General features: G+C 39.1%; 14 protein-coding genes and 1 tRNA gene. 6 read left to right on the top strand and 9 right to left on the bottom strand.

Annotation, left to right across the window (positions count from 1 at the left end; genetic code table 11):
* Positions 1-575 precede the first annotated feature (575 nt).
* From AACQ83_RS11845 to AACQ83_RS11825, 5 genes are all read right to left on the bottom strand, one after another.
* Positions 576-836, bottom strand: coding sequence for a type II toxin-antitoxin system Phd/YefM family antitoxin (locus AACQ83_RS11845; protein WP_112877914.1), 261 nt, complete (start codon positions 834-836; stop codon positions 576-578).
* Positions 837-929: 93 nt separating this feature from the next.
* Entirely contained in the window at positions 930-1,436 is a 507-nt protein-coding gene (locus AACQ83_RS11840) for a hypothetical protein (RefSeq protein ID WP_240000783.1), read from the bottom strand.
* Between the two features lie 255 nt (positions 1,437-1,691).
* Positions 1,692-2,123 (bottom strand): hypothetical protein, encoded by a 432-nt coding sequence (locus tag AACQ83_RS11835; protein WP_112877863.1) that lies wholly within the window; start codon positions 2,121-2,123, stop codon positions 1,692-1,694.
* A gap of 1,084 nt (positions 2,124-3,207) precedes the next feature.
* Positions 3,208-4,104 (bottom strand): phage tail protein, encoded by an 897-nt coding sequence (locus AACQ83_RS11830; protein ID WP_112877862.1) that lies wholly within the window; start codon positions 4,102-4,104, stop codon positions 3,208-3,210.
* 776 nt (positions 4,105-4,880) lie between these two features.
* Positions 4,881-4,968 (bottom strand) — tRNA-Ser (locus AACQ83_RS11825).
* A 184-nt stretch (positions 4,969-5,152) separates the two neighbouring features.
* Here AACQ83_RS11825 and tusE point away from each other — a divergent pair.
* A complete protein-coding gene (gene tusE, locus AACQ83_RS11820; protein WP_036783230.1) occupies positions 5,153-5,482 on the top strand; it encodes a sulfurtransferase TusE in 330 nt (109 codons plus the stop codon).
* Between the two features lie 13 nt (positions 5,483-5,495).
* On the opposite strand, the gene yccX is transcribed toward tusE, so the two are convergent.
* Positions 5,496-5,774 carry an acylphosphatase gene (gene yccX, locus AACQ83_RS11815; RefSeq protein ID WP_112877861.1) on the bottom strand — a complete coding sequence of 93 codons (279 nt, stop codon included), beginning with the start codon at positions 5,772-5,774 and terminating at the stop codon, positions 5,496-5,498.
* Positions 5,775-5,995: 221 nt separating this feature from the next.
* Here yccX and hspQ point away from each other — a divergent pair, with 221 nt between their 5' ends.
* On the top strand, positions 5,996-6,316 hold the full coding sequence (hspQ, locus tag AACQ83_RS11810; RefSeq protein WP_036807155.1) for a heat shock protein HspQ: 321 nt from the start codon (positions 5,996-5,998) through the stop codon (positions 6,314-6,316).
* Between the two features lie 551 nt (positions 6,317-6,867).
* Here the strand turns inward: hspQ and AACQ83_RS11805 are convergent.
* Entirely contained in the window at positions 6,868-7,281 is a 414-nt protein-coding gene (locus AACQ83_RS11805) for a CoA-binding protein (RefSeq protein ID WP_112877860.1), read from the bottom strand.
* Positions 7,282-7,402: 121 nt separating this feature from the next.
* On the opposite strand from AACQ83_RS11805, the gene mgsA reads away from it, so the two are divergent.
* Complete coding sequence (mgsA, locus tag AACQ83_RS11800) at positions 7,403-7,861, top strand: methylglyoxal synthase (protein ID WP_112877859.1); 459 nt, start codon at positions 7,403-7,405, stop codon at positions 7,859-7,861.
* 252 nt (positions 7,862-8,113) lie between these two features.
* Here the strand turns inward: mgsA and helD are convergent, their stop codons facing one another.
* A complete protein-coding gene (gene helD, locus AACQ83_RS11795; protein WP_112877858.1) occupies positions 8,114-10,168 on the bottom strand; it encodes a DNA helicase IV in 2,055 nt (684 codons plus the stop codon).
* A 118-nt stretch (positions 10,169-10,286) separates the two neighbouring features.
* On the opposite strand from helD, the gene yccS reads away from it, so the two are divergent.
* The gene (gene yccS / locus AACQ83_RS11790; protein ID WP_112877857.1) at positions 10,287-12,428 is read left to right on the top strand and encodes a YccS family putative transporter; all 2,142 of its coding nucleotides are present in this window, start codon (positions 10,287-10,289) and stop codon (positions 12,426-12,428) included.
* A 59-nt stretch (positions 12,429-12,487) separates the two neighbouring features.
* On the opposite strand, the gene AACQ83_RS11785 is transcribed toward yccS, so the two are convergent.
* The gene (locus AACQ83_RS11785; RefSeq protein ID WP_112877856.1) at positions 12,488-13,090 is read right to left on the bottom strand and encodes a TfoX/Sxy family DNA transformation protein; all 603 of its coding nucleotides are present in this window, start codon (positions 13,088-13,090) and stop codon (positions 12,488-12,490) included.
* A 247-nt stretch (positions 13,091-13,337) separates the two neighbouring features.
* On the opposite strand from AACQ83_RS11785, the gene sulA reads away from it, so the two are divergent.
* Together sulA and ompA are read left to right on the top strand one after the other, a co-directional pair.
* On the top strand, positions 13,338-13,910 hold the full coding sequence (gene sulA / locus AACQ83_RS11780) for an SOS-induced cell division inhibitor SulA (RefSeq protein ID WP_112877855.1): 573 nt from the start codon (positions 13,338-13,340) through the stop codon (positions 13,908-13,910).
* 549 nt (positions 13,911-14,459) lie between these two features.
* The gene (gene ompA / locus AACQ83_RS11775) at positions 14,460-15,560 is read left to right on the top strand and encodes a porin OmpA (RefSeq protein WP_112877854.1); all 1,101 of its coding nucleotides are present in this window, start codon (positions 14,460-14,462) and stop codon (positions 15,558-15,560) included.
* Positions 15,561-15,741 lie beyond the last annotated feature (181 nt).

The raw sequence follows: 15,741 nt of genomic DNA, 5'->3' as shown, positions 1-15,741 counted from the left end.
TCACCCTAACCAAGGTATTTTAATTTACTCCGTTCATTCCCTTTGCCAAGATTTTGCCTCTGTATATTTCACAACAAAATACCTAAAGATCACTATATTCTCACCCAAAATTATCGCTGTGATAATGAGAAATAGGGTATAAATCAAGTCATGGTATTGGTTAGCAATAAAAATTATTTCTTCTGCCAATTCAAGATGAATATACCCATGAAACATTTCATCATCAATGACATATTCATTGGATAGTTTATCTCTTTAAACGTTCAATTTATTTTAAAAAAGTCTCCCTCTTTTAAGTACTTTTAAGGGGCAACTCGCAATTTTATATAGAATTTTCATAGTACTGCTCGTTCTAAATAGGCTTAATACAAAACACTGGGCGTTATCCATAGGCATTAAGCTCAGACGAGCATAAAATTCTTCGACTACCATACGAACAGGAAAATACATTTAATGTTTTCCATCTCTAGCCTCAATTCAAAACAATCAGCCACATTAAATCACTTCTCACTCGAATCGGCGGATTTCGAATAGATCTCTTTGGGCATCCGGTGTTAAACAATAGAAGAGCGACATTAGTCGTACTTACCTGTCTCTAGTTCATCAAAAAACGATTCACCATCAACTAGGTTACCTGCCTCAATATCAGCTTTGACTTGGACTGCTCTGTATTTCAAAAGCTGAAGCTTAAGCGCTTCAATGTCTTCATATTCATCCATTGATAAAACAACAGCGACCGGCTTGCCGTTCTTATTAATCTGGATCGGGGCACGCTGTGCTCTTAACAACATATCACCAAAGTGAGTTTTAGCTTCATTGGCAGAAAGTGCATACATATTTGTAGTTTCGCAAATATCGTTCGATTCGCTTAGTTTGATCGAATCGAACAACAATCACCACGATCATTACCTAAAAACACCGCATATTATTCAACTAACTTCTCTAAACACCCCTAAAAATGGGTGGTAGCGCCATGCTTCTCCGCTATCTTTTTTCCTAAGACGAATCTCACCAAAATGTTGGCTTACATTTTTTAACTCCATATCATTGGTATCAGCCAAATTCTGGTAAATCGTCTCAGTATCAAGTTCAATCCAGGCACTCACACCTGGTGCGAACTCTAATTCAGGCACATAATCAAACGCCCCACTTTCTTTTATCCCTACCGGACCGCTGTCCAGAGCCATAAACTTCGCTTCTTCACCTTCTTCTTCAAGCCACAAATAATGTAATTCGTCAGGTTCTGACTGACGAAATGGCTTATAACGTTGGAGTTCCGCACACCACGAGGCTTGTTTACGCCACCAAAAAGCAGCACAGTAACGATATTCATCATCAGGACCACCTTGAAGCTCCTCCCACAAACGTTGATGTTCAAGATCGACTAAGTTCTGAAAAGGTGAACATTCCCCTGTGTCATCTCGTTCCCTAATCATGAGTTATTTTATTTCTACTCACTTATCTTATTAGCCAATAAGATTATAATGACTCACCTCCAAAATATAACCATTACATCAATCACTTATATAAACCATTTCAGTAGCCATTTCCATCATTAAATAAAAACATTAGGTTGTTTTCTCATGTATCTCATATTCCACTCTATCTGAACAATGGTGGATTATCTCTATAATTAAGAAAATGCTCTGAAAATATCAGAGCATTTTTTAAATTCAACACATTGTTTTCTATTAGCGCCGTAGTATGGTGTAGGAAAATATCATGTCACGAAGATAATCGTTGTCAACTTTATTATCAATGATTTCACCGGTCTCAAGAATCAATCGATGAGTTGGTTCTTTTGAGCAAAGGATCATGAGCCGCATTTTATCTTTTATAAGCCAGCTATCATTGCTCGCCGGACTAAGCCAGTGAGATTTGAGCAAGATATTACCCTGACTATCACAAGGCATTTCATTAAATTTCACTGTCCAGTTAGCATCAACTTCCGTTTCTTTATTGATAGGCCCATTCTCACCTTTAATATCAATAGAGCCATAAAATAGGAAGTCACCATTAATAAGGTGAACTTTACCATCACTCCATTTCGAATATCCTAACCCAATATTTTTAGGGATATTTACCAACGTTTGATATTGGACACCTTTAATTGAATACATCATGTTTCAATCTCCTTTGGTATAGTTATTGTATGAAAATAGAATTAAACCACTCCGGTTTTAACTAACAACCGCAATATTATTACTCTATGAATAAACAATTTCATATTCCTTTAAATAACTCATTAGTTTTTCCATTCCATGTTTTTATAGTAAATTATTAAATCCGCTTATAAATAAGTTCACCCATCAGCCAAAAACTTTATTAAACCCTGACATTTTAAAAAGATAATTTTAAATCATCCATATTATTGCAAGTAAAAACCATTTAAATAAATTAATTTTTTATGTAAAAATCAAATTAATCCTTTGCGTTAAAAAACAAAAACCTATTTTTAATTCTAAAAAATCACATGCATTCCAATTAAAATTTAATTATAAAAATATTATTTGAATTTACTATACCCTATGGATTTCAAGATGCATCGCGGCGGCAAGGGAGCGAATCCCCGGGAGCATAGATAACTATGTGACCGGGGTGAGTGAGTGCAGCCAACAAAGAGGCAACTTGAAAGATGACGGGTATACACATAAGGATTAATAGAATAGACGGTTATCAAGCATCAATATCATTATGAAAAAAATAAATAATTTTGGATACAATGTACATATTTCACTATTAAATCGATTAATTAAAACCCTATCAATTAAGTCAACAAATATTATATTTGTGAGTTCCTGAATATATTCCACATCTAATTATATTCACTAAACCACTTTTACATCATCAATGCATTTAAGCATTTAAGCATTTAAGCATTTAAGCATTTAAGCATTTAAGCATTTAAGCATTTAAGCATTTAAGCATTTAAGCATTTAAGCATTTAAGCATTTAAGCATTTAAGCATTTAAGCATTTAAGCATTTAAGCATTTAAGCATTTAAGCATTTAAGCATTTAAGCATTCAGAATAAACATTAATTTTACAGATAAAACCACTTGTAATATATTATAACAAATAACTAACTGAAATGATAAAAAATATCATTATTAAATTACGACTACCTGAAAGAAAAGAGAGAAATTATTGAATAATGGGAAAGTAAGCTGTTATCGCTGTAAGCAATAAGGGCCAAATGGCCCTATCATCATGCTGCCCTTACAATATAGTTAAATGCGATATTGCGAGGGCGATTCTCTGAGGCTACAGGAACAACCCTTGACGCCTCGAATCCAAAACCGTATGGAGTATCCGTATCAGAAACATTTAGCGATTTGAAACTGCCATCTGTAGCTATTCCAAGAACTTGGCTGGCATAAAAAACCCCTCTTGTTGCCAAATGATAGTTTGTTGCTATCATGCCGGCGAACGAGCCCTGAATATTTCTGATAGCATCTCCCTGAGAAGTTAAAATTCTACGGCCACTATCCACACCTCGTTTATCATCCCAACCTCGAATAAATTCTCCTCTTAAATCGGGCAATTTACCGTCAGGATAAGCTTCTGCTAACTTTGGGTACTGTAATTTATCAAAAGCTGAACCGTTACAAGTGAAATAGCCAACAGGTGGATGGGACAATGGCCAAGGAATAGGAGAACCAACAGGAACTTCACTGGCTGTTTTAATTCGATTATCTGTATATTCACGTAATGAATTTACTATTTCCTGAGCAAGCTTTTGTGTAACTGCCAATGTGTCACTATCGCCAATCACATTTGTAAGCTGGACTACACCTTCTTGTGTTAATGAAGCGTTGGGAATATCTGTTGTAATTTTTTGTTCTAATGCTCGATTTAATTGCTCAGTAAGTTTGGCTATGTCTCCATTATCCAAAATATCAGCGCCAGATTGTTCCGCAATAAAACCAGCTACAACAGATGATATTGTTGAGGATTGGCGTAATACCTTATTTAATACATGAGTAGAAACATTCTCTGGTGGAAACCCCATCTGTAAACTCTGACTTTCTTCATATTTTTCCTGACTCACTACATTAGCATCATCAATAATAGAAAATGCTTTAAAATCATTTTGTTGGTTCATACACCTTCCTTAAATCAAATAATGCTATACCCGTTATCTTTCAAGTTGCCTCTTTGTTGGCTGCACTCGCTCACCCCGGTCACATCGTTATCTATGCTCCCGGGGATTCACTCCCTTGCCGTCGCGATGCATCTTGAAATCCATAGGGTATATTTCATAATCAATATATTTAAATCATTGTAAAAATAATCCCCTTGCAACTCATGCCAATCAAAGTCTAGTTTAGAAAAATAATAATGTGTTGTTCTTATTCCTTATAAGGTTAACTAATTTTGTATAATTGGTTACAATAAGCAATTCAATATCAAGCAGTTACTATTCTCTCCCCTCTTTCATTTCTTACTACAATTTTTTTATTTCAGGTTATAGACTGAATCTCTTTCAGTGTAGCAATGAAGTGTTTCATTTTCTTGTTGTAACAATTCTGCTTGCTGTTGTTTTGCATCGTTGATTTGATGAGATTTTAAGAGGTTTTTATCAACTATCCATTCTTTTCCAATCCATATCTTCCTGCAACTCCTTCTATATTTAAGTTTCAGGGTAAAATTTCAGAAAATCAGGAAGTTCATTGATACTAAGGTGAGGATAGTGCTTTCTCTTGTGCTTGCCTTTACTAATAGATACAAGCTACCACCATCAGATAGCTTCATAAATTCCCTCACAGCTATAGAGGTACATTGAATAGATACGGGTAGACAAGAGTAGAGCCTGGTCTGGGATATTTCTTTAATTTTATTGGAAAAGTAGAATTTACAAGATGTGAGTAGAAGCAGAAGTGGCGGAGGAGGAGAGATTCGAACTCTCGGATGGTTTCCCATCGGCGGTTTTCAAGACCGCTGCCTTAAGCCGCTCGGCCACCCCTCCGCAATGGCGTGCACTATAAACAGCACCGAAACAGATGTAAAGTATCCTTCTGTTCGATTGCCGTAAATTTACCCTTTTTCACTATCGTTGGCTTATTTTATCCGCATATGTGCATACTATCCTTGGGTACAGAAGTGATTTTTGCTAAATTACGGCTACTTTTCTTTGATGGTTATTAATGATTATGTTGGTATTCGAAGGTCAAGAAATCGAAACCGATGCGCAAGGTTATCTGAAAAACAGTAGTGACTGGCAGGAAGCAATAGCTTTACTCCTCGCCGAACAAGAAGAAATCACTTTGACTGAACAGCATTGGGAAGTCATTCGTTTTATCCGGGAATTTTATAAGGAGTTTAATACATCCCCGGCTATCCGTATGTTAGTAAAAGCAATCGCACAAAAGTATGGCGAAGAAAAAGGCAATAGCCGCTACCTTTACCGTCTGTTTCCCAAAGGGCCGGCAAAACAGGCAACTAAAATTGCCGGACTGCCGAAACCGGTAAAATGTATCTGATCAATAATCCAGCTCAGTGGCGGACACTAAAATCTGCAACATCCTCCACTGCGCAGGGGTGAGAAGAAAGGTTATCTATTTGTGCTCCGGGTGGACCACCCTGTTCCAGCCAATGGGTTAATTTATTTAGTTGTTCACTGTCACCATAAGCTACGATTTTGACACTACCGTCATGCAAATTACAGACATAACCTGCCAGCTTATTAAATTTCGCCCAACGAAAAGTTTGATAGCGGAATCCAACTCCCTGAACCCGGCCATAAACATAAATTGTTATCCCATATTTAATCATAATTACCCCCTATCAACCCAATCACCTTGCGGTATCGCTCACATATATAGTTAAGCACACGACTGTTGGTTGTATTTTATATTTACTACCGCTAACCTGAAATAGATGAAGTCACACTCGCAATTAAAGCAAAAAAAGACTTCAACCACCGGGTACGGCTCTTGTAATTCACCTTACTGCCCTTATATCAATGTCAATACAAGACTTCTTTGGAGGTGACTATGATTATCGCCAGCAAATTCGGTATCGGCCAACAAGTACGTCACAAGCTTCTGGGTTATTTGGGAGTCATCGTGGATATTGATGTGGAATACTCTCTGGAGCAACCCCAAGAGGATGACATTGCATCTAATGCTACCCTGCGTTCCGCTCCCTGGTATCACGTTGTGATGGAAGATGACAATGGTCAACCTGTACATACTTATTTGGCTGAAGCACAATTAGCCTATGAAACATCCGATGAACATCCAGAGCAACCTTCTCTCGATGAGCTAGCAGAATCCATCCGCAATCAGCTATTGGCCCCAAGGCTGCGCAATTAATCCTCCATTTATACCTAAACAACCTAGGGCAGTTATCGTGTTTTAAGCTGCCTGTACGGCAGTGCACAGCACACAACATGCGCAACAAGCAAATGGAATTTTCTAAGCTGCCTGTACGGCAGTGCACTGTTACATATTAACCTTAAGTTGCTGACTGTTAAAGAATATAGTGATAAAAAATGAAAAAACCCTTTTTTTAGGAGATATCTAATTTTCTTTTTAAATCAATAAATTATTTTTTGATGATAAAAAAGGGTCAAAACTGAGGTACAGCAAAAGCACCATATCTTATAGCAATAAAAGTGTAGATTCTGGCAAAATTTAGTAGCCATAAGAGCAATTAAAATTGCCTTAACATATTGTAATAACTGTGAAAGTAGATTTTATAAGATGTCTAGAAAAATAAACTCAATATCCAACTCAGACACGATTTGAACTCTTGGAACCCAGACACCGCTTCTCATCCAACACTTTAAGTTTGCATTAGATATTAGTGCCAAGGCTCCATTCATCCATTGATTAGAAACCAAATAACTACAAGCTGAAAAATATTATTTTTCGAGTCCTAATCTTGGAATTTCAATTTTTGGGCAACGATCCATAACAACATCCAGACCTGCTTCCTCTGCCAACACTTTTGCCTGCTCATTAATTACACCAAGTTGCAACCAAAGAACGTTTGCCTTGATATCTATAGCTTCTTGCGCAATGTCATATGCAGCTTCAGCATTACGGAACACATCAACCATATCAACAACTTGTGAAATATCTGCCAGTTGTGCATACACTCGTTGCCCAAGCAGTGTTTGTCCGGCAAGCTTCGGGCTGACAGGAATCACCTGATAACCTTGTTCCAGTAAATAAGCCATAACTTTATAACTTGGACGAGTCGTTTTTTCACTCGCACCGACCAGAGCGATTGTTTTTACTCGTTTTAAGATGTCTGCAATTTTCCGGTCACTCATTTACTCCTCCTTAAATTCGATATTTTTACTTTGTTTATTTATTACAATGTATATGATAAATATTGTTATCAATTGAGTTCACTGCATTCGAAAACATAATAATGATCACTAAGGTATCCTCATGGAATTGACAACCCGCACAATGGCAACCGCTAAAAATATAGCGCTTATTGCGCATGACCACTGTAAAACTTCGCTATTAACCTGGTCCAAAAAACATAAGAATTTACTCAAGAAACATCATTTATACGCTACCGGCACAACCGGTAATCTGATTCAGAACAAAACCGGATTACCCGTTACCAATATGCTTAGTGGCCCAATGGGGGGAGATCAACAAATTGGTTCTCTAATCTCAGAAGGGAAAATTGATGTGTTGATATTTTTCTGGGATCCACTTAATTCCGTGCCTCATGATCCTGATGTAAAAGCACTGCTGCGCCTTGCTACAGTATGGAATATCCCAGTTGCAACCAATCTGGCGTCTGCGGATTTTATTGTTGGTTCCCCTCTGTTTTCTGAATCAGTAAATATTCAAATACCTGATTATCAACACTATTTGAATGACCGTCTGAAATAAGTCTTTACAACATATATATACCCTATGGATTTCAAGATGCATCGCGACGGCAAGGGAGTGAATCTCCGGGAGCATAGCAAACTATGTGACCGGGGTGAGCGAGTGCAGCCAACAAAGAGGCAACTTGAAAGATAACGGGTATATACCTATAACTACGTGCTTTCTCCAAGTCAGATACCAAGAAAAAACAAAGTAGGATCTCCAGCAAAGATATCCCATGATAGCCCTGAATATTTCAGCCAAAGCAAAACCTCAAGGTTTACGTTGAACAGGCACATTTAGCCGCTCTAATTGACGCACAAACACCGATGGATTCTTGTTATTCTGCATCAACCTCACCTGCTTCTTCGCCCGTGTTAATGCAACATACAAAAGGCGACGCTCCTCCGCATCCGGAAAATCTTCCGGCGGCGGCAATAAAACCCGCTCCATCACAGATTCCCTTGCTGGTGTAGGAAAACCATCTTGCCCCTGATGCAAACCAAGAATAATTACATAATCCGCTTGTCGCCCTTTGGAAGCATGGATAGTCATAAACTCTATTTTCAGTTTAGGCCAGCGAGTTCCTGCTTTTCTCAGTAATTCAGGTTTCAAATAGTGATAACGTGCCAGTAATAAAATCGTTTCCTGCTCAGTGATATAACCACTCATTTTATTCAATAAAGATTCAAGCTGATCTTCTGGCAGGATAACAATTGATTTTTTATTACCCTTAATCAAGCTATTTAATGGCTTCCTTAATTGATTTGGGTTTTGCTGCACAAACGCATTAGCAACTTCACCAATCCTTTCATTAAATCGATAAGAGATATCCAATACATATTCAGCATCTTTACCAAAATAATCAGCAAATACGGTAGTCAACATCGGCTCCACACCATTGAAACAATATATTGCTTGCCAATCATCCCCTACTGCAAACAGACAGCTTTGGCTGTTTTGTGCTCGCAATGCAGTGAGCAATTTGGCCCCTAATGGTGAAATATCCTGAAACTCATCGACCAGAATATGCTTCCAAGGGCTGATAAACCGCCCTTTATCCAGAATATTCACGGCCTGATGGATTAACCCTGAGTAATCAACAGCACCTTCTGTTTTTAATTCAGATTTCCATGCTTTTAATAAAGGCCCCATCAGGCGAATACATTTTTGAAACCGATTCAGATACTCTTCCTGAGCTTGCTCTATCATCGCCTTCTGACTACCACCATGTATACGCATCAAACCCAACCAACGCTCAAGCCGGTCTGACAAGCGATTAGCAAGCTGTTCATCATGCCAAAATTCACCTTCCGGCACTTCCCATTGCAACTCTTCCGTCAGATATTCCCGCCAACCTTTGGCCTGTGCTTTCTTCTCACTGCATTGTTGTTGCCAGTGTTTAACCAAAAAATCTCTTCTTTTTTGCTCGTCAGTTTCCAGTTCGCTGATTTTTGGTACTTTATTATTTCCTTGCTGAATGATATGCAACGCCAGAGCATGAAACGTTTTTACTTTAATATCATTCACACCAAGACGGGTATGAATCCGTTCATTCACCTCACTTACAGCCTGATTATCAAACACCAACAGCAATATCTGTTCGGGAATTACCTGTTGGCGAAGTAATAACCAGCCCGCTCTCGCAACTAACACAGATGTTTTTCCACTCCCCGCACCAGCAAGAACCAGAACTGAATTTTCACCATTAATAACAGCCAAACTCTGAGAAAGATTTAACGGAGATGTTTCTACCCGCTGAAAAAAGTCACGATGCTGCTCCAACATACGTTCTGTCCATTGCAGGTTCATCTTTTCAACAAGCTTTTCACCATTCTCAAGCCAGCGCAAACACGTTTGATACCCATCCCGGCAACTATCAAATTGTTCCAGACGTTGTAACGGCAATGGTAAAGCCTGCAACACTGCCTGAATCCGCTGTTGCAAATGGAACAAATCCGTTTTTTTAAGCCAGCGATTCTGTTGGTCAATGCTGTTGATTTCACTAACCTGAGTTGCCAGTACATTAGCACTAATATCACTCATTTCCTGGCTCCATTTCTGCCATTCACTAAGCAGATAATGGTAAAAACGCTGAGTTTGCTGCCATTCAGTGCCATGAAGACGAACCGTTTGTCTATCGGATAGTTCAAACTCTAACTCACCCCAGATGATACCCCGTTTACACTGAATATTAGTTAACTGGTTAAATGGGATCAGGTATTGATGCTTTTCACCACTGACTTCAATACCTGCATTCAGCAAGCGCACCCGATTATAAGGATGCTGAGCAAGGCGTTGGCCAATTTGTGTTGCTTTAAGTTCCATTATCGAGCGCCGTATCTAAAAAATAGTTGAATTATGTCTTATAAGAGTTTTTTATCACCAATAAACCTTTTATCATAATAGTTATTTATGGCCGTTATTATTACCTCAGAGGTATCTTGTGCTAACTGTTTTCTCCGGTCTGCGCCGTTTTCTTTATAACAGTCATTTTCTCTACTATAACCGTATCCTAATCGCCTTGGCTGGAACAACACTAGTGCCTTGGCTTCTGAATAAAGAGCCTAAAATAACTATCTCATTGACCTTGGGCGTTGTTGCCGCAGCACTCGCTGATCTTGATGATCGTCTGACTGGCCGTTTACGTAACCTAGTGATCACGCTGATTTCTTTCTTTATCGCTTCAGCCTCTATTGAATTACTGTTCCCTTATCCTTGGCTTTTTACCATTGGACTGGCGTTATCCACTTGCAGTTTTATCTTACTGGGAGCCCTCGGACAACGTTATGCCACTATTGCATTTGGTGCGTTGTTGATCGCGATTTATACCATGCTTGGTTCGTCTATTTTCCCTCTATGGTATCAACAACCTCTATTACTGCTGACAGGTGCAATCTGGTATAACCTGCTAACCCTAACCGGTCATTTGCTGTTCCCCATCCGTCCGTTACAAGACAATCTAGCGCGTTGTTACCAACAACTTGCAATTTACCTTGATGCTAAAGCTAATCTGTTTGATCCCGATATAATAGAAGAAGGATACCAGCAATCCGTCGTTAATGTGGCAATGGCCAACAGTGTCTTAGTTAACACGCTAAATCAAGCCAAAGCCTCCCTACTGACCCGTCTGAAAGGCGATAGCAGCCAACGAGGAACCGACCACACTCTGCACTATTACTTCGTTGCACAAGATATTCACGAACATGCAAGTTCATCCCATGTGCAATATCAGAGCTTACTACATACTTTTCGTTACAGCGATATTCTGTTTCGCTTTCAACGTCTTCTCTCTATGCAAGCCCGTGTATGTGAACAAATTGCTCAATCGATACTTTGGCACAAACCATACCAACACAATCCGCATGTCGAACGTGCATTTAACTATTTGGAAAGTTCCCTACAACAACTCAGTAAACAACAGAAACACAACCTCAAGATTAACGCCTTATATAACTTGCTGAAAAACCTGCGCGCAATTGATGCACAATTAGCAAGCATGAGTTCTGGACGATACAATCTTTCCAGAGATAGAAAAGATGAGACTCAACTATCTGACGAAACGTTGACTGGCTGGCGTGATATCTGTTTAAGGCTCAACCGTCACCTAACCCCACAATCAGCCCTGTTCCGTCATGCAATCCGTATGTCTGTTCTGCTATGTAGTGGTTACACCATGATCCAGTTGCTAGATTTACAACATGGATATTGGATTTTACTAACCAGTCTATTGGTTTGCCAACCCAACTACAGCGCTACCCGCCGCCGTTTGATACTGAGAATCATAGGAACTGTTGCTGGCGTATTGATCGGCTTGCCAATCCTTTACTTTGTGCCATCTATTGAGGGGCAACTGGTGTTAATTGTTATTTCTGGCGTATTGTTCTTCACCTTCCGCAATACCCAGTATGCGCATGCAACCCTGTTTATCACATTACTGGTATTATTATGCTTCAATTTGTTAGGTGAAGGCTTTGAAGTCGCACTACCAAGAATTATTGATACATTAATCGGTTGTGGTAGCGCCTGGTTAGCGGTAAATTTCATTTGGCCAGACTGGAAATTCCGCCAGTTATCACAAGTGATAAACCGGACGATGAATACCAACTGTCGCTACCTTGATGCCATTTTAGTTCAATATTATCAGGGAAAAGATAATGGATTGACCTATCGAATTGCCCGCCGTGATGCCCATAATAGTGATGCAGAACTGGTATCCGTTATTTCAAACATGTCTGCCGAGCCGAAAAGTGACCAGACTTCTCAAGAAAAAGCATTCCGGCTATTGTGCCTAAATCACACTATGCTAAGTTACATCTCTGCGCTGGGAGCACATCGAGATAAATTGGATAATAAAGCTATTTTGGATATTCTTAATGATGCTGTTTGTTATGTCGATACAGCATTAAAATCGATATTAATAGACGATGATAGAATTAAGCAAATACCTGTCAACATAGTGAAAAGAATTGAGCAAGCGCCGGTAGAAAGAAATAGTAAAGAACAACTGGTACTGCAACAAATCAGTTTATTAATAGAATTGCTACCTAAAATCGCCAATATCATTAAAAGAATTAATCAATTATAACCAGATTGACATACTGGGGCAGTTGACTGCCCCTTCCTTTAGCTGTTCACGATAAAGATCTAACAAGCCAATTCTTTGTGCCAGCGTAATAAATCATTACGGATCTGTACCGGTAAAACGGCTGAATGACATCCTTCAATTGCACCAGCCAAAGCAAGTAATAAACTAACATTAGAATTTCTTTTATATTGATGCAGTTTTAAATAACTGGCTTTCGCACCTAACAACCGCAAATCTTCAACTTTACATATTCCGACTTTCCATAACTGACGTTCCAAAGACATTCCAAGATTAGGCAAATCCTTCAAACGCTCTGGCATCTTCTTTTTACCTGCCATTTCAATAAATGAGTAATGATAAGCCAAATACGCATATTGAGATAACAACTCTTGATCTTGCCAAAGTGACTCAACAACTTGATAATAACGCAAAGTTACAGGCACTCCTTTTTTCGAGTAAATATAGTTTTTCATTCCTCTGGCTTTAAATAATACTTCAGCATGGCCATTTCCTCTTAAATATAATTCTCCATCAGCAATAATAGCGAACATAATCCCATCAGCTAACAGGCTGTAACCACCAAACTGTGGCTTCCTTGTCAATGCCCCAAACGAAGAAAAACCATTTTTGAGTTGAGTAAAACGTACCTCAGACAAAAACATACAGATCACTCCATGAGTTTTGTGCAAATAAATCTCTTATCCATAGATTTGTCCCAATTACTAGTAAAATAAATAACAGGAACAAGCAATTAAAAACATACGCAATCCAATTTTATCTGCCAATGGTTAAATGAGTTTACAGCCATTTACAATCAATATTTGCGAAGCTCTTTGAAAAAATAGACTTGATCTTAGCCTGACATGAAGATACTGTATATTAATACAGTTAATTGTGGCGAGGTTCATTATGGGCGTTCAATCATCCTGGGTTTACCCTTCTAAACACCAGTCAACCAAAAAGCGGCTATCACTCTCTTCACCTGTACAAGATGATTCAGCCAAAAGAGATGGGGTAGTGAAAGCGGGTAAAGAAGGTAAAGAAGGCATAGTGAGTGAATTGATTTATAGTGATAACCAATATAGCGATAACCAAGCGGTCATTAATCGTATATTACTACCGTTGTTACGCCAATCAGGAAATGAAGCCCGCTGGTTGCTATGGGTTAGTCCACATAAAAAACTGAGCCGCCAATGGTTAATTAACTCTGGATTACCTTTAGATAAGGTTATCCAATTAAATCGCATTAGCTCCATTACAACGGTAGAGGCAATGGAAAGAGCATTGGCGAGTGGTAATTACAGCGTGGTACTTGGCTGGCTACCAAAGTTATCAGAAAAAGATACCGTAAGATTACGGGCTGCGGCACAAAAAGGTAATGCACTGGGCTTTATTATGCGCCCACAAGATACAAATAAAGAAACTAACCGTGCTGAATCGCGATCAGATTTACTAAAAATCCATTCCATTCACTATCATTGACCAAAGCTAGAAATTATTGCAATATTCATAACACAAAATAACCAATTCAGACCAAGAACCACTAATCACAATTAAAATCAATTAATTAAGGTAAGATTAGTTGTAAAGAATAGTAAAGTTTTTTTGAAATCATACATTATCTTTTAAATTTTTTACTCTATTAATCAAGGGGCACTTGTAACTTTTTAACTTCGTTGTAGACTTTACACCATTAAAGGTTACTGCACTTAGTACCGCGGTATTGTTTGGTCTATCGGTTTTATGATAGTGCAGTATTCCTAACTGAGTTTTTTAATCAATATGGCTCAACAACCTATCTTAGTAGATATTAAATTTAGTGCAGGCCATTCTTATGGATAAATAGTGAACACGAAAATGCGTAAAATTCAAAACGTACACACAATAAGGGTACCGAAGAATTTGAGCCCAACTCAGCGTTTGCTTTTATTACGAAGATGGCAAATGAAATAGCCTAATGGGGTAGGCAGTAAGTAAAAAGGCTCCCAAAGCCACTTGCCTATTGGGTGATGATAATAACGAGGCGTTAAAATGAAAAAGACAGCTATCGCGGTAGCAGTGACAGTGGCCGCTTTCACAACTGCAACGCAAGCAGCTCCAAAAGACAACACTTGGTATACCGGTGGTAAGTTGGGTTGGTCCCAATACCATGACGTAAATTTCTACGGCAACGATTATACCAATGCAATCGGTAATGGCCCTACTCACAAAAACCAACTGGGTGCGGGTGCTTTCTTAGGTTATCAAGCCAATCCGTACCTAGGTTTTGAAATAGGTTATGACTGGTTAGGTCGTATGTCTTACAAAGGCAGCGTCAATAATGGTGCCTTCAAAGCTCACGGTTTCCAATTGGCAACCAAACTCAGTTATCCAATTATGGATGACTTGGATATCTATACCCGTCTGGGTGGTATGGTTTGGCGGGCAGATTCCAAAGCAACTTACGGCGCAACCAACAGACATCTGAAAAATCACGACACCGGTGTTTCTCCACTGGCAGCTATCGGCGTTGAGTATGCGATAACTAAAGACTGGGCTACTCGTCTGGATTACCAGTGGGTTAACAATGTCGGAGATGCAGGTTCAGTAGGCGCACGTCCTGATAACGGTCTGTTGAGCGTAGGTGTTTCTTATCGCTTCGGCCAAGATGAAGCAGCAGCCCCGATTGTTGCTCCAGCTCCGATTGTTGCTCCAACGCCAGCTCCAGCACCCGTTGTTGAAAATAAACGTTTTACCCTGCGTTCTGATGTGCTGTTCGAATTTGCAAGTTCTGAGCTGAAAGCCGAAGGTAAGCACAATCTGGATCAACTCTATACTGAGTTAGCAAATATCGACCCAAATCAGGGCAAAGTACTGGTTTTAGGCTACACTGACCGTATCGGTAAAGATGTTTACAATCAGAAACTGTCTCAGAAACGCGCTCAAAGCGTAGTTGACTATCTGGTATCTAAAGGTATCCCTGCCGGCAGCATCAGCGCGGAAGGTCACGGTAAAGCAAACCCAGTCACTGGTTCTACTTGTGATAAGGTTCGCAAACCTAACCTAATCAACTGCCTGGCACCAGATCGTCGTGTAGAGATCGAAATTCAAGGTACTAAAGAGGTTGTTACTCAAGCACAATCTGCTCAATAATAGCCTTTCTTGGTTGTAATTAATCATCAAAAGCTCAGAAAGCCCCATTGTCAGATCTGTCTCTTGATCATATTTCATAGATCAAGAGACTTGGACAGTAAATAACCTTCAAGGATGGTTTGTAACATGAACCATCCTTGCCACAGCCTTTCCCATCCCACTCGGCCATTTCGTTTTGAGT

Origin of the sequence: Photorhabdus sp. S10-54 (assembly GCF_963878145.1) — a bacterium.
Classification (GTDB): Bacteria; Pseudomonadota; Gammaproteobacteria; order Enterobacterales; family Enterobacteriaceae; genus Photorhabdus; species Photorhabdus kayaii.
This window is presented reverse-complemented; position numbering and strand designations above follow the sequence as displayed.